23 protein-coding genes are annotated in these 20,520 nt (G+C 69.1%); 17 read left to right on the forward strand and 6 right to left on the reverse strand.

The window, feature by feature from the left end; all coding sequences use genetic code 11:
* Positions 1-4 precede the first annotated feature (4 nt).
* Positions 5-814 (forward strand): DUF4239 domain-containing protein, encoded by an 810-nt coding sequence (locus ACQW02_RS10475; RefSeq protein WP_431285186.1) that lies wholly within the window; start codon positions 5-7, stop codon positions 812-814.
* Between the two features lie 8 nt (positions 815-822).
* Here ACQW02_RS10475 and ACQW02_RS10480 read toward each other — a convergent pair whose 3' ends face one another.
* A complete protein-coding gene (locus ACQW02_RS10480; protein WP_431285187.1) occupies positions 823-1,419 on the reverse strand; it encodes a hypothetical protein in 597 nt (198 codons plus the stop codon).
* A gap of 54 nt (positions 1,420-1,473) precedes the next feature.
* Here ACQW02_RS10480 and ACQW02_RS10485 point away from each other — a divergent pair, with 54 nt between their 5' ends.
* From ACQW02_RS10485 to ACQW02_RS10500, 4 genes are read left to right on the forward strand one after another with little or no spacing between them, the layout of a single operon-like run.
* Positions 1,474-2,481: a hypothetical protein gene (locus ACQW02_RS10485; protein WP_431285188.1), complete on the forward strand. Its 1,008-nt coding sequence runs from the start codon at positions 1,474-1,476 to the stop codon at positions 2,479-2,481.
* Complete coding sequence (locus tag ACQW02_RS10490) at positions 2,472-3,131, forward strand: hypothetical protein (RefSeq protein ID WP_431285189.1); 660 nt, start codon at positions 2,472-2,474, stop codon at positions 3,129-3,131. Before ACQW02_RS10485 ends, ACQW02_RS10490 begins: the two co-directional genes overlap by 10 nt.
* Entirely contained in the window at positions 3,128-3,535 is a 408-nt protein-coding gene (locus tag ACQW02_RS10495; protein WP_431285190.1) for a DUF6524 family protein, read from the forward strand. The genes ACQW02_RS10490 and ACQW02_RS10495 overlap by 4 nt, the downstream gene beginning before the upstream one ends.
* Positions 3,536-3,559: 24 nt before the next feature.
* Positions 3,560-4,540, forward strand: coding sequence for a hypothetical protein (locus ACQW02_RS10500; RefSeq protein ID WP_431285191.1), 981 nt, complete (start codon positions 3,560-3,562; stop codon positions 4,538-4,540).
* Here the strand turns inward: ACQW02_RS10500 and ACQW02_RS10505 are convergent, their stop codons facing one another.
* The 3 genes from ACQW02_RS10505 to ACQW02_RS10515 all read right to left on the reverse strand — a co-directional run bounded on the left by ACQW02_RS10505 (position 4,541) and on the right by ACQW02_RS10515 (position 7,111).
* Complete coding sequence (locus ACQW02_RS10505; protein WP_431285192.1) at positions 4,541-4,906, reverse strand: hypothetical protein; 366 nt, start codon at positions 4,904-4,906, stop codon at positions 4,541-4,543. It abuts the gene before it with no gap.
* A 121-nt stretch (positions 4,907-5,027) separates the two neighbouring features.
* Positions 5,028-6,311 carry a replication protein RepA gene (locus tag ACQW02_RS10510; RefSeq protein WP_431285193.1) on the reverse strand — a complete coding sequence of 428 codons (1,284 nt, stop codon included), beginning with the start codon at positions 6,309-6,311 and terminating at the stop codon, positions 5,028-5,030.
* Positions 6,312-6,445: 134 nt separating this feature from the next.
* Positions 6,446-7,111 (reverse strand): GntR family transcriptional regulator, encoded by a 666-nt coding sequence (locus ACQW02_RS10515; RefSeq protein WP_431285194.1) that lies wholly within the window; start codon positions 7,109-7,111, stop codon positions 6,446-6,448.
* A 176-nt stretch (positions 7,112-7,287) separates the two neighbouring features.
* Between ACQW02_RS10515 and ACQW02_RS10520 the strand changes: the two genes are divergently transcribed.
* From ACQW02_RS10520 to ACQW02_RS10535, 4 genes are read left to right on the forward strand one after another with little or no spacing between them, the layout of a single operon-like run.
* Positions 7,288-8,259 carry a tripartite tricarboxylate transporter substrate binding protein gene (locus tag ACQW02_RS10520; RefSeq protein WP_431285195.1) on the forward strand — a complete coding sequence of 324 codons (972 nt, stop codon included), beginning with the start codon at positions 7,288-7,290 and terminating at the stop codon, positions 8,257-8,259.
* Positions 8,260-8,273: 14 nt separating this feature from the next.
* Positions 8,274-9,233: a tripartite tricarboxylate transporter substrate binding protein gene (locus ACQW02_RS10525; RefSeq protein ID WP_431285196.1), complete on the forward strand. Its 960-nt coding sequence runs from the start codon at positions 8,274-8,276 to the stop codon at positions 9,231-9,233.
* 9 nt (positions 9,234-9,242) lie between these two features.
* The gene (locus tag ACQW02_RS10530; RefSeq protein WP_431285197.1) at positions 9,243-10,022 is read left to right on the forward strand and encodes a creatininase family protein; all 780 of its coding nucleotides are present in this window, start codon (positions 9,243-9,245) and stop codon (positions 10,020-10,022) included.
* An 18-nt stretch (positions 10,023-10,040) separates the two neighbouring features.
* A complete protein-coding gene (locus ACQW02_RS10535) occupies positions 10,041-10,841 on the forward strand; it encodes a maleate cis-trans isomerase family protein (protein WP_431285198.1) in 801 nt (266 codons plus the stop codon).
* On the opposite strand, the gene ACQW02_RS10540 is transcribed toward ACQW02_RS10535, so the two are convergent.
* Entirely contained in the window at positions 10,838-11,617 is a 780-nt protein-coding gene (locus tag ACQW02_RS10540) for an HpcH/HpaI aldolase family protein (protein ID WP_431285199.1), read from the reverse strand. The genes ACQW02_RS10535 and ACQW02_RS10540 overlap by 4 nt on opposite strands.
* 15 nt (positions 11,618-11,632) lie before the next feature.
* Between ACQW02_RS10540 and ACQW02_RS10545 the strand changes: the two genes are divergently transcribed.
* The 3 genes from ACQW02_RS10545 to ACQW02_RS10555 all read left to right on the forward strand — a co-directional run bounded on the left by ACQW02_RS10545 (position 11,633) and on the right by ACQW02_RS10555 (position 14,688).
* Positions 11,633-12,604 (forward strand): hydroxyacid dehydrogenase, encoded by a 972-nt coding sequence (locus ACQW02_RS10545; protein WP_431285200.1) that lies wholly within the window; start codon positions 11,633-11,635, stop codon positions 12,602-12,604.
* Between the two features lie 66 nt (positions 12,605-12,670).
* A complete protein-coding gene (locus ACQW02_RS10550; protein WP_431285201.1) occupies positions 12,671-13,450 on the forward strand; it encodes an AroM family protein in 780 nt (259 codons plus the stop codon).
* Positions 13,451-13,452: 2 nt separating this feature from the next.
* A complete protein-coding gene (locus ACQW02_RS10555) occupies positions 13,453-14,688 on the forward strand; it encodes an NAD(P)/FAD-dependent oxidoreductase (RefSeq protein WP_431285202.1) in 1,236 nt (411 codons plus the stop codon).
* Here the strand turns inward: ACQW02_RS10555 and ACQW02_RS10560 are convergent.
* Positions 14,664-15,794, reverse strand: a complete 1,131-nt coding sequence (locus ACQW02_RS10560; protein ID WP_431285203.1) for a mandelate racemase/muconate lactonizing enzyme family protein — start codon at positions 15,792-15,794, stop codon at positions 14,664-14,666. The two genes, ACQW02_RS10555 and ACQW02_RS10560, sit on opposite strands and share 25 nt — an antisense overlap.
* Positions 15,795-15,849: 55 nt before the next feature.
* On the opposite strand from ACQW02_RS10560, the gene ACQW02_RS10565 reads away from it, so the two are divergent.
* The 5 genes from ACQW02_RS10565 (at position 15,850) to ACQW02_RS10585 (ending at position 20,516) form a co-directional block, all read left to right on the forward strand.
* Complete coding sequence (locus tag ACQW02_RS10565) at positions 15,850-17,457, forward strand: GMC family oxidoreductase (RefSeq protein ID WP_431285204.1); 1,608 nt, start codon at positions 15,850-15,852, stop codon at positions 17,455-17,457.
* Positions 17,458-17,547: 90 nt separating this feature from the next.
* Positions 17,548-18,369 (forward strand): substrate-binding periplasmic protein, encoded by an 822-nt coding sequence (locus ACQW02_RS10570; protein ID WP_431285205.1) that lies wholly within the window; start codon positions 17,548-17,550, stop codon positions 18,367-18,369.
* Positions 18,366-19,172, forward strand: a complete 807-nt coding sequence (locus ACQW02_RS10575) for an amino acid ABC transporter ATP-binding protein (RefSeq protein ID WP_431285206.1) — start codon at positions 18,366-18,368, stop codon at positions 19,170-19,172. The genes ACQW02_RS10570 and ACQW02_RS10575 overlap by 4 nt, the downstream gene beginning before the upstream one ends.
* A gap of 7 nt (positions 19,173-19,179) precedes the next feature.
* On the forward strand, positions 19,180-19,860 hold the full coding sequence (locus ACQW02_RS10580) for an amino acid ABC transporter permease (protein WP_431285207.1): 681 nt from the start codon (positions 19,180-19,182) through the stop codon (positions 19,858-19,860).
* A gap of 2 nt (positions 19,861-19,862) precedes the next feature.
* The gene (locus tag ACQW02_RS10585; RefSeq protein WP_431285208.1) at positions 19,863-20,516 is read left to right on the forward strand and encodes an amino acid ABC transporter permease; all 654 of its coding nucleotides are present in this window, start codon (positions 19,863-19,865) and stop codon (positions 20,514-20,516) included.
* The last annotated feature ends 4 nt before the right edge of the window (positions 20,517-20,520 follow it).

The following is a 20,520-nucleotide window of genomic DNA, read 5'->3' on the forward strand; positions in this document are numbered from 1 at the left end:
CCCCATGCCCTTCGACCTGCTGTCGGCCCATGGTATCGCGGCACTGCCCAACAGTGTCGCCGCCATCCTGACGATCGGCGTGCCCGTGCTGCTGGCGCTGGGCTTCGGCCATCTGATGTTCGCGCTGTTCACGCCGCTGGAATTCACGGCCAACGCCTTCGTCGGATCGGTCAAGTATAGCTTCGTGGTCGAGGTCTATGCCGTCGTCGCGGCGCTGACCCTGGTTGGATCGTGGGAGATCTACCAGACCGCGCGCGATACCCTGCAGAAGGAGGTCGGGGCGGTCTACATGCTCGCGCTGACCGTCGACGCCTACAACCTTCCGCAGCAGCAGGACACGCGGACGGAAATGCGGGCGGCCATCCGGGGCTATGCGGCCTCGGTCGTGTCGGATGACTGGCCGGCGATGCAGGCGGGTGCGCCCGTGGCGCTCGGTTCCGAACGCGCGTTCCAGCGCCTGGCGCGTGCCTTCCTCGACGCCGATCCGGCCACGGCATCGCAGCAGGCGGTGGCGCAGAATGCGGTGCAGTGGGTGGCGAATGTTTCGGACGCGCGGATCGCGCGGCTGTCGGTGATGTCGCGCACCTTGTCGGGCTTGATCTGGTTCCTGGTGCTGACCGTGTCGGTCGCGGTGATCGCCTTCCAATGGTTTTTTGGCGGCGGCAGCCAGGGCATGCACTACGCCATGGGGGCGGTGATCGCGATCATCGTGGGCGCGGTGCTGCTGGTCGCGCTGAAATTGGCTTTTCCGTTTGTGGGCGATCCGGCGCTGCTCAGCCCGCGCGCCTATTACGAACTCATGCAGGTGTCGTGATGCAGGATCTAGTGTCCCGAGCTGGGCGCGCGATAGCGCCAGTGCTGGAACAGCACCAGCGCCACGGCGAAGAGCCAAAAATTCAACTGGGTCATCATCCAGACCGCCAAGTGTGCCGCGTAGTGCAGGATCAGCGCGGTCCAGACAGCCAGCAACACGAAGGCCGCGATGGCCCGCACCCGATCGCGCCCGTGCCACAGGCGCGTTGCAAGGACGGCCCCGGCAAGCAGCCCAGCCACCGCGATCCAGCCGGCCGCGACCTGGGCCAGGCCGCCGTCACCGCCGAGGGCGGCGACCAGCGAGCGCAGCGTCACCAGCCGTGGCAGCGCATAGCCGCCCAGGATCCCGCCAAGCGTCACCGACCAGGGCGAGTCGTTGGTGAAGATCCGCGTCGGCAGGAAGGCGGTCAGGTCGGGCATGGACAGCAGCAGCGCGATGCCGCCGGCAAGCCCGGTGCCGGCGGCCAGCACATGCAGCAGCGGCACGGCCTCCGCATCATGCGGCGCCACCAGCCCGTATTGCAGAGCGCCCAGCCGCACCATCCCCAGCGCGAGCAGTCCTGCGAGCAGCAGCGCCAGGGGTTCCAGCATCGTCGCCATGTCCATGCCGCACACTCCCCGCAGCACCTGCTGCTGGCAAGCCTGACGCTGATCGCCTGCATGCGGGCTTTTGCGGCCGACGCCCAACCGGTGCCGGTCGCGCTCCGCCTTGGCGACGGCACCTGCACGATCCGAGCGGTCGATCCGGTCCGTTTGGCGCGCACCCAGGCGGCGCTGGAGGCCGAGGCCGCGCGCCTGCCGGGTGTCGCCGCCCGGCTGATGCAGGACGCGGCTTCCGCCCGTTTCGCCGTCGCGCGTGAACAGGTGCCGGCCTATTCGGCCTGGGCCTATGACTGGGTGCAGAGCTACGTCACCTCCTACCGCGTGCTCTGGCGGCTGGGCAAAGGCCTGGCCGGGTCGGTTGCCGATGAGGCGCCGGTGCTGGAGCGGATCGGCCAGGAAATCTCCGAACCCATGCGCCAGGCGTTCCGCGAACGGGTCCTGGCACCGACCGAGGTCGATGGCCGGCTGGCCGATGACCTGGAGCATGCGGGACATATCGTGGACGCCGCCTGGGCCGCAGCCTTGGCGGGCGCGGGCGTGCTCCTGGCGACCGGCAGCCCGGTTTTGGCCAGCCCCGTCGTGCCTGGGCTGGCCATGGCGGTGACCGCCCGCTTCGACCTGGCGGCCGCCGGCGTGCCGATGACTCCCGCGCTGGTCGCCCTGGCCCCCGACGATCCGCTCGACCTTGTGATCGGCGACGGCAGCGAGCCGCCCGCGATCTTCCTGCGCTCCATGCGCCCCATGGCGGCGCGCATGGGCGCGGTCGCGGTCCGTGCGAGCGAAGCCGGATCATTGATCGCGGCCGGCGGCACCTTTGGCTTCGCGGTCGGCGGCGCGCCTGGCGTGGCTGTTGGCGTGGCCGGTGGTGTCGGCCTGTCCTGGGGTATCGATTGGCTGCTGAACCGTATCGATGCCGCGTTGAACCGGACGGAGTTCGAGGCGCAGGCCCTGGCCGCGATCGCCACGGCCGAGACGCGGATCGCCGGGCAATCGGGGATCGCGACGGCCACGGCGCTGTCCGCGCGACTGGTGGCGATGCGGGCGGGGGCGGGGCCATGCGGCTGACCGCGCGGCTGCGGCGGATCACCGCACGCCTGCGCCGGGAGGCGCTGCTGCTGCCGCTCGCGCTGCTCGCCTGCCTGCTGTCGGCGGCGGCGCTGGTTTCGGCCGTGGCGCGCGGCGTGCCGCAGCCCGCGCTGATCGCGCCGCAGGACCGGCTGGCGATGGTCGGTGTCGAACTGCTGCTGCCGCATCTGTCGCGCAGCGCGCCCTTTCCGCGCCCTTACGCCCTGGCGCTGTCGCTGGCCGAGGGCGATGCCGAACTGACACTGCTGCTGCGCGGGATCGCGCCCCTGGCCGCTTCCGGCGCACCGATGCCGCGCGCCTTGGCCGAGGCCTTCCCCCCGGTGGCCGAGGCGACGATCGCCTACGAGGCCGGTTTCCATCCGAATGGCGATTTCGCCGTGCTGGCGGCCCGGGCGATGCGCCTGGGCGCCGCCATCGGCATGGGCGGCAGCCCGGCGCTGGAGGCCGCGCGGCAGGCCGAAGCCGCACTCGCCCGCGGTGACATCCTGGCCGCCGATGCCGCGATGGACGGGTTGAACGCCCCGCCGGTCCTGGTCGCCTGGCGGGCCCAGGTCGCCATGCGGCTGCGCGCCGATACCGCGGCGACAAGGCTGATCCAACTGGCCACCGCGCGGGCGGGTGTGCCGTGACGACTCGGTTCGACTGGCAGGGCGTGGTCGCACGGGTGCTGTTCAGCTTCTTCGCCGTCTTCGCCGTCTACAACCCCAGCGGTCATTCCTGGTGGCACTGGTTCTGGTTGGGGGCGGGGGGGTTCTGGGCCAAGCTGGCGGTCACGCTGATGCTGGTGCTGCTGCATGGCCTCATCTGGGGCACGGTCATCGGCGTGCTGAAGCGGCGCGGCGTGTTGCTGGTCACGGGCGCGATCTTTGCCGGTTTCATGGCGATTTCGCCGCTGCTGCCGGACGGCCCGGACATGGGCGGGACCCGGTTGCTGCTGCTGTCCGTGCTGGCGCTGCTTTACGCCGCCGGGCTGTCGTATTCCCACATCCACCACCGCCTAGCCGGGGTGTCGCATGTGGAGCAGGTGTATTGATCCCCGTCCAAAAAGGACCGACCGATGATCGCTTCCAGCGCGCTTCCGACCAAGGCGGACACCTTCCTCGTCAGTTGCATCGACCCGCGGCTGACCGATGACACCACGCATTACTTCAACGCGCTGGGACGCACCGATCGCTACAGCGAAATGCGTATCGCCGGTGCCGCGCTGGCGGCGATCGACACCAATCGCCCGGCCTGGAATGCGGCCTTCTGGGACAATCTGGCCGCGTCGCGCCAGATGCACGGCATCCGCAAGGTCACCTTCCTGAACCATCGCGATTGCGGTGCGATGACGCTATGGGCCGGGCGCAGCCTGGCCGCTGATCCGGCGGAGGAATTTCGCCAACACACCGAGGTACTGAACCAGGCCGCCGAGGCCGTGCGGGCGCGGCATCCCGATCTGCTGGTCGAGATCAAGCTCATGGACCTCGACGGATCTGTCCGTGTGCTGCCTTGCGCCGCTTGCGTGCCGCAAGGCTTTCGCGCTGAAGGCTTCGGCCCCGCCGCCGTCAGCATCGCCGCGGCATCGCGCGGCCAGGGGGCGGAGATCGCGCCGGTGGCACGCGACATGGCCCAGGCCGATGCGGCGGGGTTTGCGGAGCTCGCGCGGGTCAGGGCCGGCGCGCCGCTCGATCCTTCGGCGGAACTGGCGCTGCTGAGCGAGGGCGTCACGCGCTACGGCCTGACGGCCCAGGCTGCGCGCGAGGCGCTGGAGGCGGCGGGCGCGAGGCGGGGCGTTGCCGGCGGCCGGGCGGGCGCGCGGGATGTCGCGGCCTTCCTCACCTCTCGCAAGGATCGTGCGGGGAAGATCGGCAGCCAGGACGTAACGCAGGCGGCGACACTCTATCGCCGCCTGGCCGGCCCCGACGTGACCATGGCCGAAGCACGCCGCCGTGCCACGGCGATGGCGGAGTCGGAATCCCTCGCCCCCCGCGCCGAGGGATTCTGGCCCTTCCGTTCCACCCGCTGGTTTCGCCCATCAGCCCAACCTGGGGCCTGATCAGGCGCGTTCGGCCGCCGCCGTCACCGCATGCTGCAAGGCCAGGAGCGGCCGGTTGTCGACGAAGCTGGCGAGGAAGGCGTTTTCCGCGAAGGCATCGCGCAGGTAATGCCCGCTGGGATGCGGGCAGCCCGCATAGGTGAAGCGCAGGAACTGCACCAGCAGCAGCGATCGGACCACATGCACCCCGGTCAGGCGCCGCAACAGGATGGTCGTCTCCATCTCACGTTCCAGATGGAAGACCAGGTTGATCGCGGTGAACCAGGGGCCGTGCCGCACCATGTGCAGGCGATCAGGGTAGAGCATCAGGCAACCGCCCGGGCCATGGATTTGTGCCAGCAGCCCGGCATGGCCAGCGGTCGTCATTGCAGCCGCGTGAGGCGCATCATGGTCGGCTGCCCTTTTTTCGCGCGGGGCGAGGCGAGCCGGCGCGTATCCGGGACAGTGTGGCGCAGGCGTTTGAACAGCCGGTTAAAGCGCGGGCGTGTCAGCGCCAGCCGGGGGCGGGGGCCTTGCGCACGCGACGGTTAATCTCCTCGAAGGTGGTGATACCGCCCTCCCAGAATTCATCGATCAGGTCGCGGTTCGCCATCACCCAGGCGGAAACGCGGTCGAAATCCTGCTGGTACAGGCCGCCGCTGACCTGCAGGACCATCGGCTCCATCGCCAGGACGGTCAGCTTTTCGGGTTCGAAACGTGCGCCGGGCGTGACGCCGATCAGGACGCTGGGATCGCCATATCCGCGCCGCAGCCAGATGCCCTGCGGTAGGCCGGTGAGGTGGCGGGCCAGGCAGATGCTGTCCTGGGTGATTTCGTCGGATGGCGCCGGGGCGGTGGGCGCCGGGTGGTTGCGGGCGGGCCTGGGATGTGGGCGTTCGGGCGGTGCTGGCGGGGGGGCGATGCTGACGGGGGCGACGACCTCCGCCACGGGCTCTGGTGCCGGCGGCGCGGGCGCTGGCGCCGGGGGGACATCGGCCGCGGCCTCGGCCTGCTCCTCGGCGGCCTGTCGCACGCTCACGCCCTCATCATCGACCGCGAGTTCGATGGAATGATCCGCATCGAAGACCAGGCGCAAGGCCAATTCAAAGGCGGTCCTGAAGGAGGCGACGGTCTGCGAGGCGGTGCCGAACCGTTTCAGCAATTCATCCCACGACGTGGTCAGGGTGCTGTCCGGCGTTTCGCCATGCAGCGAGAAGCGGATCCACGCATAGGCATCCAGCGCGAGCGGGGAGTCGGACAGTTCGTTCACCACGCGGCGGTCAAGGGCGATCGCGTGATCGGCCAGGCTCGTCAGGAACCGGCTGGTCAGGCGGATGCTGGACCGCCATTCCGGATTGTCCACGCGCGAGCGGCTGCGCGCATCGAACATGGTGTATTCCGGGCCACCACCCACCGCGACCGAGATCTTCGCCGCCAGCATGCGCTGCGTCTGGTCGGCCAGGTCGCGCGCCTTCGCATCGCCGCCGATCCGATCCGCGAAGGCGGCGGCCGTGTCCCCAAGCGCCACCACGACGCTGTTCGCGCGCATGGCGGCATCGCAGATATGCATCAGCACCAGCCGGAGGGTCCGCCCACTCGGCGGGGCCTCTTCGGGCGTTCCTGGTTCGATGCGAAGCGACCCGGTGCCGATATCGCGGCGCCAGTTCCCCCGGGCGGCCCGGATCGGCAGCCCCATTTCGCAGAATGCGGCATGAAGCCACAGGACGGTGTCGTCCGTCTGCGTGGTGACGGCATCGGCCGCGGGAGGGGTCGGAGCGTGAATCAGGCTCATGGTTACCGAGGTTCAGGTTGCATCGAGATATTGGCGCGCAGGTCCGGTCGCGCAGCAGCAGTCTGCCCGCAGGTAGCGGTGAAAAGGCTCCGAGGGAAGGCCGGTCGTGATTCTGATGATCTGGTTACACTGTCCTAGGTGCTGAGCAAGCGGCGCAGGATGCCCGCCCGGGTGCTGTCCACATGGGCCGCCATCGCCGCCTTGGCCGCCTGCGCGTCGCCCGCCGCCAGGGCATCCAGGATCGCGAGGTGCTCGGCGCACACGGGCTCCAGCCGCTCCGGCGTGCGGCGGGTCGCCAGCAACTGGGTGCGCCGTCGCAGGTCGGTAATCAGTCCGGCCAGCGTCCGGTTGCCGCAAGCCTCGCCAATCGCCTGGTGGATCGCGAGGTCGAGCGCCAGGCGTTCCGGGCTTTCGGGGTCGCCTTCCTCCAGCAGCCGCAGCACACGGGCGCGCAAGGCCTCCAGCCGTGTGCGTGGGATGGCGCCGGCCGCGGCACCGGTTGCCTCCACTTCCAGCAGGCGCCGGACGTTCAGGACTTCCAGCAGTTCCTCGATGTCCAGGCGCCGCACGGTCAGCGTGCCGTCGCTGCGCCGGAGCAGCAGGCCTTCGCCCTCCATCCGGTGCAGCGCCTCACGCAGCGGCGTGCGCGAGACGCCGAGTTCGATCGCAAGCCGGCGTTCCGCCACCGGCGTGTCGGCGCTGAGGCGGCGGCTCAGCAGCATTTCGACAAGTTTTTCATAGGCCAGGCTGCCGGCACCCCGGGCAGGGGCGGCCAGGACGCCGTCAAACTCGTCAGACACAGAAAAAGCCCTCCAATGCCCACTTGCCGGTCGCGGTCGCTGGCCGGTATACCATGCGTCGACCATCGCCGGGCAAGCCCGGACGATCTCCAGCCAATCCGTTCACGGCCGGCATGAGGGAGGGTGGCGTGAGGTGGACGCTGGACGACAACACGGCCCGGACTCTTGGGGGCCCCATGTCGATCAGATTGCTGGTGTTGTTCCTGTTCGTGGCGCTGCCTCTGGCAACGGCCAATGCTGCCTGGCCGGAACGGCCGGTGCAGATCATCGTGCCCTTCGCCGCCGGCGGGGGCACGGATGTGACCGCGCGCCTGCTGGCCCGCTTCCTGGACAAGCACACGGGCGGGCGCGGCGTGGTGGTGGTGAACCGCCCTGGCGCGGGTGGCGAGATCGGCATGGCCGCGGGGGCCGATGCGGCCCCGGATGGGACGGTCCTGACCATCCTGAATACCCCCAACGTGCTGACGATTCCGATCGAACGCGCCGCGCGCTTCCGCCTGGACAGGTTCGTGCCGCTGGCGAATCTTGTCGATGACCCGGGCACGCTGTCGGTGCGATCCGACAGCCCGATCGGTTCCGTGCAGGCGCTGGTGGAGGCCATGCGGGCGCGGCCCGGCATGGTCACCTACGGCACCGCGGGCGTGGGGTCCGCGGGGCATATCGCGATGCTGCTGCTGGGCAGCGTTGCCGGCGTCACGGCGGAGCACATTCCCTACAACGGCTCCTCCGCGGTCGCGACCGCGCTGCTGGGCGGGCATATCACCGTCGCCACGGCGAATTTCGGGGAGGCCATCGGCTTTGCCCAAGGTGGCACCGATGCCTCCGGGGCGCGTTGGCGCATCCTGGGCGTGATGGCCCCCGAACGGATGGCGAGCCACCCCGACATCCCGACCTTCGCCGAGGCCGGCTTCCCGGTGCAGACCGGTTCGCTGCGCGGCTTGGGCGCGCCGCGCGCGACGCCGCCGGAGATCGTGGCCGAAATCATGCATGCGCTGGATGCCGTGATGGCCGACCCCGAATACCGCGCGGCCATGGAGGCCGCGACCCAGGCCATCCGCTACGTGAAGGGCGATGAGTACGCTCAATTGTTGGGGGGCATGGACGCGCAGCTGCGCGCGCTCTGGGCCACGACCCCCTGGAACCGATGAAGGACATGACCGCGATGACGACAACCCGCCGCGCGCTGCTTGGCGCGACCGCCGCCTTGCTTGCGGCACCCCGCCTGGCCCGCGCGGCCTGGCCCGACCGGTCGATCCAATTGGTGGTGCCCTTCGCCGCCGGCGGCGGGACCGACGTATCGGCCCGGACCATGGCGCAGTTCCTGGAACGGGACCTCGGCCAGCCCGTCGTTGCGCAGAACCGTGCCGGCGCGGGTGGCGAGATCGGGCTGACCGCGATTTCCAGCGCACGACCGGATGGCTACACCATCGGCATCATCAACACGCCGGGCATCGTAACCATCCCGATCGAGCGTTCGCCACGCTGGACGATGGATAGCTTCACCTTCATCGCGGGCGTGGTCGAGGACCCGGCGACCTTCGCCGTGCATCCCGACAGCCCGATCCGCAGCATCGCCGACCTGGTGGCGGCGGCGAAGGCCAGGCCGGGTGAAGTCACGGTCGGCACCCAGGGCGTCGGTTCGGCGGGGCATATCAGCATGCTGCTGCTGGAACAGGCGGCCGGCATCCGCTTCGAACCGGTCAGCTACGCCGGTGCGGCCCCGGCCGCGCTGGCGCTGCTGCGGCGCGACCTTCAGGTGACCACGGCGAACCTGGGCGAAAGCCTGACCTTTGCCCAGGCGCAACCCTGGCGGACCCTGGGCGTCATGTCGGAAAATCGTTCCGCCATGGCGGCCGACGTGCCGACCTTCAAGGAAGCGGGCTACGACCTGCGCGGCGGGTCGCTGCGCGGCATCGGCGCACCGAGCGGCCTGCCGCCCGAAGTGACCGAACGCCTGTCGGCCGCGGTCGGCCGGGTGCTCCAAAACCCCGAATTCCGTGCGGTCAGCGAGCGGACCTTCCAGCCGCTGCGCTTCCTGCCCTCCACCGAATACGTCGCCTACCTGCAAGAGGCGAATGCCACCCACCGCGCCCTTTGGGCGACGCGGCCCTGGAACCAGTAAGGACCTGTCATGCGCATCGACCACGTTCCGACGACCCACGTCACCGAATACCTGACCAGGCATGACACCGTGCTGGTGCCGATCGGCGCCACGGAATGCTATGGCCCGCATCTCGCGATGGGGACCGAGCTACGCCTCTGCGAAGCCTATGCGACGCAGATCGGCGAGAAGACCGGCTTCGCCGTGACGCCGATCATTCCGTTCAACTATTCGCACATGTTCCTCGACTACGCCGGCACCTGTTCGGCCAACATGGAAACGATCGAGTCCTATGTCGCGCAGGTCTGCGACGGGTTGGCGGGGCAGGGGTTCCGGCACTTCTTCTTCATCAACATCCACGCCGGATCGCTGGGGCCGTTGGAAAGCGTGTGCCGCCGCTTGCGTAAGGACCATGGCGCGGTGGGCGGGTTGATCGACGTGTTCTCGATCATGCGCGACGTCGCGGGCGTGACCTACGAGTCCAAGCAGGCGCCGACCGGCCATGGTGGTGAGATGGTCACCTCCGCCGCGATGCATGTCTGCCCGGAACTCGTGTTCATGGACCAGGCCAAGGCCCCCGCCGCGCTGCGCGCCTTCACCGATGGCGTGAAGACGGTGTCCTCGGGCAAGGTCGCGCTGGGCAAGTCCAGCTTCATGGTCTTCTCGGATATCTCCGACTACTCGCCGCTCGGCATCCAGGGCGATCCGACCTTCGCCTCCGCCGCCAAGGGCGCGCAGATCTGGGACGCCTCCCTCGCCTATGGCGTCGAGGCGGCGGAACGGTTTTCGACGATGGTGCTGAAGGCCTGAGCGCGAAAGGAAGCGACCATGAAGGCGGTTTCGAACTACTCCCCCTATGGCTGGCGCGGGAAGATCGGGTTGATCGTGCCCTCGACCAACACGATCAACGAGCCTGAGTTCTACCGCCTCGCCCCCAAGGGCGTGACGATCCACACGGCGCGCGCGACGGCCTTGGGCAAGGCCACGCGCGAAAGCTACTTCAGCATGGCGGAGGCGGTGAAAGCCGCCGCCGACGACCTGGCGACGGCCGAAGTCGATGTCATCGCCTATGGCTGCACCTCCGGCTCCATCGTCTGTTCGCTGCAGGATATCGTGCAGGACCTGACGGAGCGGGCGAAGGCGCCGGCATTGGCGACGGCGGGGGCCGTGGTCGCGGCCCTGCGTGCGCTGGGCGCGCGGCGCGTGGCGGTGGCCACGCCCTATGTCGATTTCGTCAATGAGAGCGAGCGCAGCTTCCTGCAGGACTACGGGTTCGAAGTCGCCTCGCTGCACGGGCTGAACCTGGGTGAGACGCAGGAAGAACGCCGCGGTATCGGCCGCGTGCCGCCGGAACACGTCTATCGCATGGCGCGCACCTGCGACCGGCCCGATGCGGATGCGATCTTCATCTCCTGCACCAACCTGCCGACCCTGGACGTGATTGCCCAGATCGAGGCCGACCTGGGCAAGCCGGTGGTGACCAGCAACCAGTCCTGCTTCTGGGCCTGCCTGCGGATGCTGGGCCTGCCAGACAGGATCGAAGGCTATGGCCGGTTGCTGAGCGACTGCACCGCGCCCATCACGATGCAGTCCTTCGCGCTGCCTTCGGCCGCCGCGCGGGCGGCCTAGATGCCGCGCAGACGGCCGGCGCGTGCCGTGGCGGCCGTCTGCAACAGGCTCGCGTCATGCGCGGCCGAGATGTATCGCATGCCCAAGCCGATCGCGCGGGCGAGTTGGGCTTCCTCGGTCAGCCCGCCCATGCCGGCCGTCTTGCCGTGGCGGCGGCAGGCGGCTTCGACGGTCGCGGCGGCATCCCACAAGGCCGGATCATCCTTGGCGCCGGGCCGGCCGATGTCGGTCATCAGGTCGGACGCGCCCAGGAACAGAACATCCACACCGGGGATGGCCGCGATGGCATCGGCCGCGGCGACGCCGGCCAGGGTTTCGATGATGACGACGACCATCGATTCCGACGCCAATTGGGCCACCGCATCGGCCTGGCCGATCGGGTTGCGCAGGAAATGCGGGAAGTTCGGCGGCACCGGGCGGCGTCCGGCGGGTGGAAAGGTCGCGGCGCGGACGATGGTGGCGGCGGTTTCGGCGTCCTCAACGCGTGGGATCACGACGCCGAGGGCGCCGGCCGAAAGCGCCTGGCCGATCGGGCCGGGGGCCGCATCCGGCAGCCGCACCAGCGGGGCGATGCCGGCGGAAAGCGCGGTGATCAGGATGTCGGCGACCGCATCCTCGGGGATCAGATTGTGTTCGCGGTCCAGCACCAGCGCGTCATACCCGCTGGCCGCGAAGATGCGCGCGGTGTCGCCATTGCGCGCGAGTTGCAAGGTGGCGATCAACGCCACCTTTCCGTCGGCCAGCTTGGCCTTCAGCGTATTCGTCAACTTTGTCATGGTGCAATCATCCTGATGCCGACCTGCTTCATCGTTCAGCCTGTTCATCCCGCCGGGTTGGAACGCCTTCGCGACGGGGGTGTCATAGCCCGCATCGCGACCGCTGCCGACATGGCAACCATCGCACGCGAAATCATCGGCTGCGATGCCGTCATCACGCGCAACGCCGGGCTGGATGCCACGGCGATGGATGCGGCGACCGCATTGAAGGTCATCGCCAATCATGGCGTCGGCACCAACAAGATCGACCTGACGCACGCGGCTGTTCTGGGCATTCCCACGATCTTCACGCCGACCGCCAATGCGCGTTCGGTCGCCGAACATGCCATCGCGCTGATGCTGGCCGTCGCGCGCCGCGTGCCGGAAGCCGATGCCGCCGTGCGCGCCGGGAACTGGGACCTGCGCTATGCGCCCGGGATGTTGGAATTGCACGGCAAGACCATGGGCCTGGTCGGCTTCGGCACCATCGGCCGTATGACCGCGCAGATCGCCCGCGCCGGATTTGGCATGCGGCTGCTGGTCTGGTCGCCGGGCGCCCCCGATGCCGCGCTGGCCGAGGCCGGCGCCGAGCGTGCGACCAGCCTGGACGCGCTGCTGCGCCAGGCCGACGTGGTGTCCCTGCATCGCCCGCTGCGGCCGGATACGCGCAACACCATCGGGGCGGCGGAACTGGCGGCCATGAAGCCGACCGCGATCCTGGTGAACACGGCGCGCGGCGAATTGGTCGATGGCGCGGCGCTGGCGCTGGCCTTGCGTGAGGGGCGTATCGCCGGCGCGGGGCTGGATGTCTTTGCCGTCGAACCCGCCCCTGTCGATGACGCCTTGCTGGCCGAACCCCGCGCGGTGCTGGCGCCGCATCTGGGCGGTGCGACCGATGACGCGCTGCGCGAGACGGCGCTGCAATGCGCCGACCAGATCCTGGACGTGCTGGCCGGCCGCCGGCCGCCGCATCTGGTGCAGCCAGATGTCTGGGATCGCCGTCGCTGATGCGATGATTGCGCAGCCAGGCTTGCCTGGCATATGCGCTGTCTCAACATCTTGGGAATTGCCACCATGCGCCTCGGCGTCGTCACCACGGGCCATGGGCCGCGTATCGAATACCCTGCCTATCACAAGGGCCTGGCCGCCACGCTCGGGGTCGATCTGGATGTGATCGACGAGCATATCCTGGAAGGGCTGGAATGGCCCGAGATCAGCCAGCACCTGGGCGGCGAAACGGAGGCGCGGCTTGGCGCGCATGTCCGCGTGCCGGGCGCCACAGGCAACCGGTTGGGTGATGGCTGGGCGCATGTCTATGTCCGGCTGGACTGGGCCTTGGCCTATTTCCAGGCGGCGATCGACCGGCTGGTTGCGCGCGGTGCGCATGCGGTCCTGCTGTGCTGCGCGACCGATTTCGCCGAGGACGCCTTCCGCTGCCCGGTGCCGCTGGTGAAGCCCGCGTCGCTGATGCGCGCCGCCGTCGCGGATCGCGTGCATGCGGCGGCGGGGCCGCTTCGTTTCGGCCTGACCAGTTCCGTCGGCCACGCGCGGCAGGATGTGGACCTCTGGCGGCAGCAGTCCTTCGCCGATCGCCTGGAGATCGACTACGCGTCCTTCGAGGGCGATATCATGCCCGCCGCCGAGGAATTGTCGCGCAAGCCGCATGATCTGGTCGTGGTCTGGAGCTACGGCCTGGGCATGGCCGACCGCGACCCGCCAGGCCTGGCCGCGCGGTTGGAGGCGATGCTGGGTTGCCCCGTGCTGATGCCGCATCGCGTCGCCGCCCTCGCGGCGCTCGGCGTCATGCCCGTCGGCTTCGACGACCGCCGCTTTGTGCTGGCCGGCCGGGGCTGACCATGCGGGTCGTGGTCGTGGGGGCTGGCGCGGTTGGGTTGTGTTGCGCGCTGACGCTGCAAATGCAGGGCCATGACGTGACAATCCTAGACCCGGCGGGCCCGGGGGAGGGTGCCACGATGGGCAATCCCGGCGGCATCAGCGTCAGTTCGATCTTTCCGACCGCCGTGCCCGGCATCCATCGCAAGGTGCCGGGCTGGTTGCTCGATCCGCTGGGGCCTCTGGCGATCCATTGGCGCCATCTGCCGGCGCTCGCACCCTGGCTGTGGCGGTTTTTGCGCAGCGCGACGCCGGCGCGGGCGGAGGCCGCGACGCTCGCCCTGCGCGCGCTGACCGCCGATGCGCCAGCCGTCTATGCGCCGCTGCTAGCCTATGCCGATGCGGCGGATCTGATGCGCCAGGACGGTCACCTGATCGTCTATCGATCGATCGCCACCATGGAGGCCGAGGCGGCATCCTGGCGCCGGCGGGCGGCGCTCGGCATCGAGGCGACGCCGCTCGGGCCCGAGGTCCTTGATCTGGAGCCGGCGCTGGACCCCGCCTTCCGTTGCGGACGGCTGGTGCCCGGCAATGCGCATTGCCCGGACCCGCGGCGGCTCATGCAACGGTTTGCTGCCACGTTGGAACGGCAGGGTGGGCGGTTGCTGCGGCAGGCGGCGCATGACGTCGCAATCACCGACGGTCGGGTGGCGGCGGTGCGAACCGAAGCGGGGGACATCCAGGCCGACGCCGTCATCCTTGCGGCGGGCGCGCATTCGCGACGCCTGGCGGCGCGGCTGGGTGACCGCGTGCCGCTCGAAGCGGAGCGCGGCTACCATGCGGAGGTGCAGAATTGCGGCATCCGCCTGCGCCGGCCGGTGTTTTCGACCGCCGACAAGGTCTTTGCCGCGTCGATGGACACCGGGCTGCGCTTCGCCGGCACGGCGGAATTCGCGGGCGCCGATACAGCACCGGATTGGCGGCGGGCGGATGGACTGTTTGCGCTTGGCCGCAGCCTGTTTCCCGCGCTGCGCCAGGACGAGACGATCACCCGATGGATGGGGCTGCGGCCGAGCACGCCGGATTCCCTGCCGGTGATCGGCCGCAGCCGCCGCGCGGCGAATGCCTTCCATGCCTTTGGTCATGGCCATGTCGGGCTGACGGGCGCCGCGATGACCGGGCGTATCGTCGCGGCGCTTGTGGCCGATGCGCCATCGCCGGTGCCGCTCGCTCCCTACGCCCCCGACCGCTTCGCGTAGTGCGACAGCTTCGCGCGATCCACCGCAAAGCCGAGGCCGGGTGCCGCAGGCACGGGCATGCGCCCGCCATGCGCCAGCAACGGCGCGCGTGTGACGACCGGCAGGGTGATGTCGTCGGTCAGCGACTGGGACGCCGGGCCCGGCCCTTCATGGCAGACGCCGCAGGCGGCGGTGCTGCTGACCGCCAGATGCTGGCTGGCAAAACGCGAAATACCGTAGCTGAGCCCGCCGCCCACGACGAGCGGCAGCCCCGCCGCCGCGGCGATGGCGGCGACGCGCTTGGATTGCAGCAAGCCGCCCGCCTTGGGCACCTTCACGTTCAGCACGTCGCAGGCACCGGCCGCCACCAGGCGCAGCGCGTCCGCGGGGGTATTGAGGCTTTCATCCGCTGCGATCCGCATCCCGTGGCCACGGCACAACGCCAGGCCCTCAATATCCGCGGCGGCGACCGGCTGTTCGACAAATTCCACATCGATGCCGTCGAGCGCGCGGATGAAAGCCAGCGCCCCGTCGCGGTCATGGCCGCCGTTGCAATCCACGCGCAAGGTGGCGCTATCCGGCAATACGGCGCGGACCGCGCGCGTGCAGGCAACGTCGGTTGCGATGTCGCGGCAGGCAACCTTGACGACGACGCCGGTGAAGCCGGCCATCGACGCATCCCGCGCGGCATCGGCCATCACGGCGGGGTGGGCCACGCTGATCGTGTAGTCCACCAACGCGCCATCCTGGCACAGGCCGCCGAGCAGCGCATAGGCGGGTACATCCAGGCGCTTGCCCAGGATATCCCACAGCGCCAGGTCCACGCCGGCCGCGGCGGCGGTGATGCCCTCGCCCTCCATCTGCAGCAGCCGGTCCATGATTGCCTCGATATCACCGGGATCGCGGCCGAGCAGACGTGGGGCGAAGTCCTGCTCCACCGCGCGCAGATAGCGCATCGGGTCGCCGCGGAGCGACACCGGGACGGCTTCACCATAGCCCAGGATGCCGTCGTCGGTCTCGATCTCCACCACCAAGTTCCGAAAGCTGTGGACGGCACCACGGGAAATGACGAAGGGTGTGGCGAGGGGAATATCGAGCAGCCATGCCCGTACCGCCGTTATGCGCATGCTTCAAAGCCTCTGTGCCGGATCGGGTTCACACCCCGCGCCGCAGCATGATCGCGTGGCCGCCGATCAGCAACGCCGGGGCACGCTGCACGGCATGACATTCGACGTCATCATCGTCGGCGGCGGCGCGGCCGGCTGCGTGATCGCGGCGCGGCTGTCGGAGGATCCGGACTGCCGCGTGGCGCTCATCGAGGCAGGCAGTGCAAGCCGCAGCCCCTTGCTGACCATTCCTGGTCTGGGCGCCTTCGCGGCCCGTGGCGCCTGGCACATGTGGCGGCACCCGTCGGAGCCGGAGACTGGTCTCGATGGACGGCCGCCGGTGCTGTTGCAGGGGCGTGTGCTGGGGGGCGGCAGCAGCGTGAACGGCATGGTCTACACGCGCGGCCATGCATATGACTACGACGCCTGGGCAGAGCCCGGCTGGCGTTTTGCCGATGTGCTGCCGTTCTTCCGGCGGGCGGAGACGAATGAGCGTGGTGCTTCGGACTGGCATGGCGGCGACGGGCCGCTGCGTGTGCGCCGTTCGATGCCCGCATCGCCCTTGCCGGCACGTTTCCTTGAGGCGGCGGCGAGTGCCGGCTTCGCGATCCTGGATGATCTCAACACGAATGCGGTCGATGCCTTTGGCCTGACGGATGTGACGATCGACGGCGGCCGCCGCTCCAGCACGCGGGCGGCGTATCTGGAGCCGGCGTTGCACCGCCCGAACCTGACCGTGCTGACGGGCCGCAGTGTCCTGCGCATCCGTTGCGAAGGCGGTCGCGCCATCGGGGTGGAGGTGACGGGGCAGGGGGGTGTGGTGCTGCTCCGTGCCGAACGGGAGATCATCCTGACGGCGGGTGGGTTGAAGACGCCGCATCTGCTGCTGCTGTCGGGAATCGGTCCGGCGGCCCAACTGGCCGCATGCGGCATTCCGGTGCAGGTCGATGCGCCGGAGGTTGGGCGGAACCTGCAGAACCATCCGTCGTTCCCGCTGCGCTACCGTGGGGGTGCGCCGGACTCCCTCGCGCGCTACGTGACGCCGCTCGGCGCGCTGCGTGCGGCGGTGGATTATGCGACCGCAAGGCGCGGGATTCTCGCGGAGGGGCTTTTTGCCGCGGCAGGATTCTTTCGCACCGACCCGGCGCTGCTTGCACCGGATGCGCAGGTGGTGATGAGCCCGGCCCTGATGCCGGCGGGCGATGCGCGCGGCCTCGGCCTGCTGCCGCGCGAGCATGGCGTGACGCTTGCGGTGCAGCAGGGCACGCCGTTCAGCCGCGGCGATGTCACCTTGCGTTCGGCGGATCCGCTGGCACCGCCGCGCATCCGGACCGGCGCCTTCAGCGATCCGCGCGACATCGCCATCCTGTCGCGTGCCATTGCCGTCACGCGTGAGATCATGTCGCAATCCGCCATGCGTGGCCTGGTGCCGGAACGTGGTGCGCCGGCGTCGCCGGAGGCCGAGATACGCGCGCTTTCCGGCACGGCGTACCATTACTGCGGCACCTGCCGCATGGGCAGCGACGCGACGGCGGTCGTGGATGCGGCGTTGCGCGTGCGCGGCATCCAGGGGCTGCGCGTCGCCGATGCCTCCATCATCCCGCGCATCCCGAATGCGGCGCTGCATGCACCGACCGTGATGATCGCGGAACGTGCCGCCGCGTTGATCTCCGCCATGGATTGACGTGCGATTGCGCTTACCGTTCGGCACGACACTTGCTAGTTTTTCCTATTGTCACGGCGCGATGTTCCATCGTCCCAAGGAGCCACCGACATGTTGCGACGAAGCCTTTTCACCGCGCTGCCCGCCATGGCGGCGATCTGCCTGTCGATGCTGCAGGCGACGCCAGCGATGGCGCAGGATGCGACATCCGGGCTGGTCCGCCCCGGTGTGCTCACGGTTGGGACGACCGGCTCCTCCTCACCCTCCACGATGATCGATACGGGCGGTAATCTTATCGGTTACGACATCGATTTCGCACGCCGTGTCGGTGCGTCGCTCGGCGTGCCGGTGGAATTCGTGCGGCTGGATTTTTCCGCCATGCTGCCGGGGCTGATCGCCAACCGGTTCGATATGGTCGCCTCTTCCGTCTCGCGCTCGCCGCAGCGGATCGCGGCGACCGACTTCATCATGTCGGCGCCCTACCTGGTGAATGGTATCGCGTTGACCAAGCGTCGCGGCGACACGCGCATCAACGGCTGGCGGGACATCTGCGGCCTGCGTGCGGGCGCGGTGCGTGGCGCGGTGGAGATCGGCGCGGCGCGCCAGCAACTTGGCGAGGCCTGCGTGCTGCCGGCGCGTGAATACCCCGGCTGGACGGAGCTTCTGCTCGACCTGGAAAATCGCCGGATCGACTATCTGATCGGCAACTTCCTCACGCCCACCTACCTGGTGTCGCAGGGCCGCACGGGCATCGAGGTGCTGTCGGAGCCCCTGAGCATCACCACCTCCGGCGTCGTCATCAACCGCAACGAGCGCGCGCTGGCCGACCGCGTGAATGCGCTGATCGCCGAATGGCGCGCCGATGGCTCGTTGAAGGAGATGACCGACAAGTGGTTCGGCGCCAGCCTTGATTGGAGCCTGGTGCGCGAATGATGCAGCCCGATGCCGAACGGCCGATCGTGCTGGCCGCGCGTGGCATCACCAAGCGTTTCGGCGCGACGGACGTGCTGGCCGGCGTGGACCTCGACATCCATGCCGGTGAGGTTGTCGCGCTGATTGGCGCCAGCGGCAGCGGCAAGAGCACGCTGCTGCGCTGCCTGAATCTGCTGGTGCGCGCCGATGCCGGGGAGATTCTGCTGGACGGCGTGCCGGTCGGTGTGCGGCAAGGCCCCGGTGGGCCGCGCCCGGCACCGGAGTCGGAGGTTCTGCGCTACCGCGCCAGCGTCGGCATGGTGTTCCAGTCCTTCAACCTGTTCCCGCACATGACCGCGCTGGAGAACATCATCGAGGCACCGATGGCGGTGCGCGGCCTGTCGCGTGACGCGGCGGTGGCCCTGGCGCGTGATCTTCTGGCCAAGGTGCGGCTGGAGAACCGGGAACAGCACTATCCCGCGCAACTCTCGGGCGGCCAGCAGCAACGTGTCGCGATCGCGCGCGCGCTGGCGATGGAACCGCGCGTCATGTTGTTCGACGAGGTCACCTCCGCCCTCGACCCCGAACTGGTCGAGGAAGTGCTGCGCACCGTCCGCGCCCTGGCGCAGGAGGGTATGACCATGGTGATCGTGTCGCATGAAATGGGCTTTGTCCGCAGCGTGGCCGACCGAGTCGTGTTCATGGCCGGCGGGCGCATCGTGGAATCCGGTCCGCCCGCGGTGATCCTGGAACGCCCGACGCAGCCCGAGACCGCGCGCTTCATCCGTTCCTTCCGGGAGCGCGAGGGCGCCTGGACGGGCTGAACGACACATGGACGGTCTCGCATTCGATCCCTCCCGGTTGCTCGGGATGCTGCCGCTGTTCGGCGGCGCCTTGTTGACGACGCTCGGCGTGTTCCTGGCCAGCACGGGTATCGGCACGGTCGTCGGCCTGGGTTTTGCGTTGCTGGAAAAGGTCGGGCCGCGGCCCGTGGCCTTCGCGCTTGGCGCCTATAGCTGGTTTTTCCGGTCGCTGCCGGAACTGATCGTGCTGCTGTTCTGCTACCTCGTCCTGCCGCAATTGGGACTGGACTGGCCGGCGACGGCGATCGCGATCCTGGGTCTCGCCTGCATCGGCACGGCCTACGACTACGAGATCTTCCGTGGCGGCTTCGCCGCGGTCGGCGCACCGCAGTATGAGGCAGCGCGCGCGTTGGGCCTGCCGCGCACGCACATGTATCGCCGCATCATCCTGCCGCAGATGCTGCGCGTGGTGCTGCCGTCCTACGTCACCTATGCCTGCGGTGCGTTAAAGCGGACGGCCATCGTGTCGGCCATTTCGGTCACCGACATCATGGGGATGGCGCGGCTGGTGATGGAATCCACACAGCGTGCCTTCGAGCCGATGGTGATCGCGCTGCTGGTCTACATCCTGCTCAGCAGCATCCTGATGGCGGTCGAGGTCATGGTAACGCGGCGCTATGGCATGCAGCTTGGCCGGCGGGTGACCTGAGCATGGATATGATCCTCGCCCATGCTCCCGCGCTGCTGTGGGGGGCCTGGAACACGGTCGCGATCTTCGCCGCCACGGCCGGCATTTCGTTGGCGCTCGCGGTGCCGCTCGCGGTGATCTACGAATTCGGTCCGCGCCCGGCGGCGCTGGCCGTTGCCACATTCAGTTGGACGATGCGCGCCTGCCCGACCTTGGTCCTGTTGTTCTTCGCGTATTATGCCTTGCCTGCACTGGGTATTTTTCTCGACCCGGTGCCCTCGGCGATCCTGGCGCTCAGCGCATCCGGCACCGGATACAACCTGACCTTCATCGCGGCGGGGCTGCGCGCGGTGCCGCCCGAACAATTCGCAGCGGCCCGGGCGCTTGGCATCCCGTCGCGGCGGATGTATCGCCGGATCGTCTTCCCGCAGGCGATGCGCGCAAGCCTGCCGCCGTTGATGTCGAACTTGACGTTGATGCTGAAGGGCACGTCGCTCGCGGCGCTCGTCTCGGTGCCGGAGTTGACGGCCGAGGCCTATAGCATCGTGTCGCTGACCTACCGCCCCTTTGAAATCCTGGGGGCGGCGGCCGTCCTCTACCTGATCCTGAACTCGCTGCTCATCGCCGTGCAACGTGCGTTGGAACGGCGGTTGTCGCCCCGTGGAAGCGCTGCCTGACCCG

The sequence above is a fragment of the Humitalea sp. 24SJ18S-53 genome, assembly GCF_050632385.1.
Taxonomy (GTDB): domain Bacteria; phylum Pseudomonadota; class Alphaproteobacteria; order Acetobacterales; family Acetobacteraceae; genus Humitalea.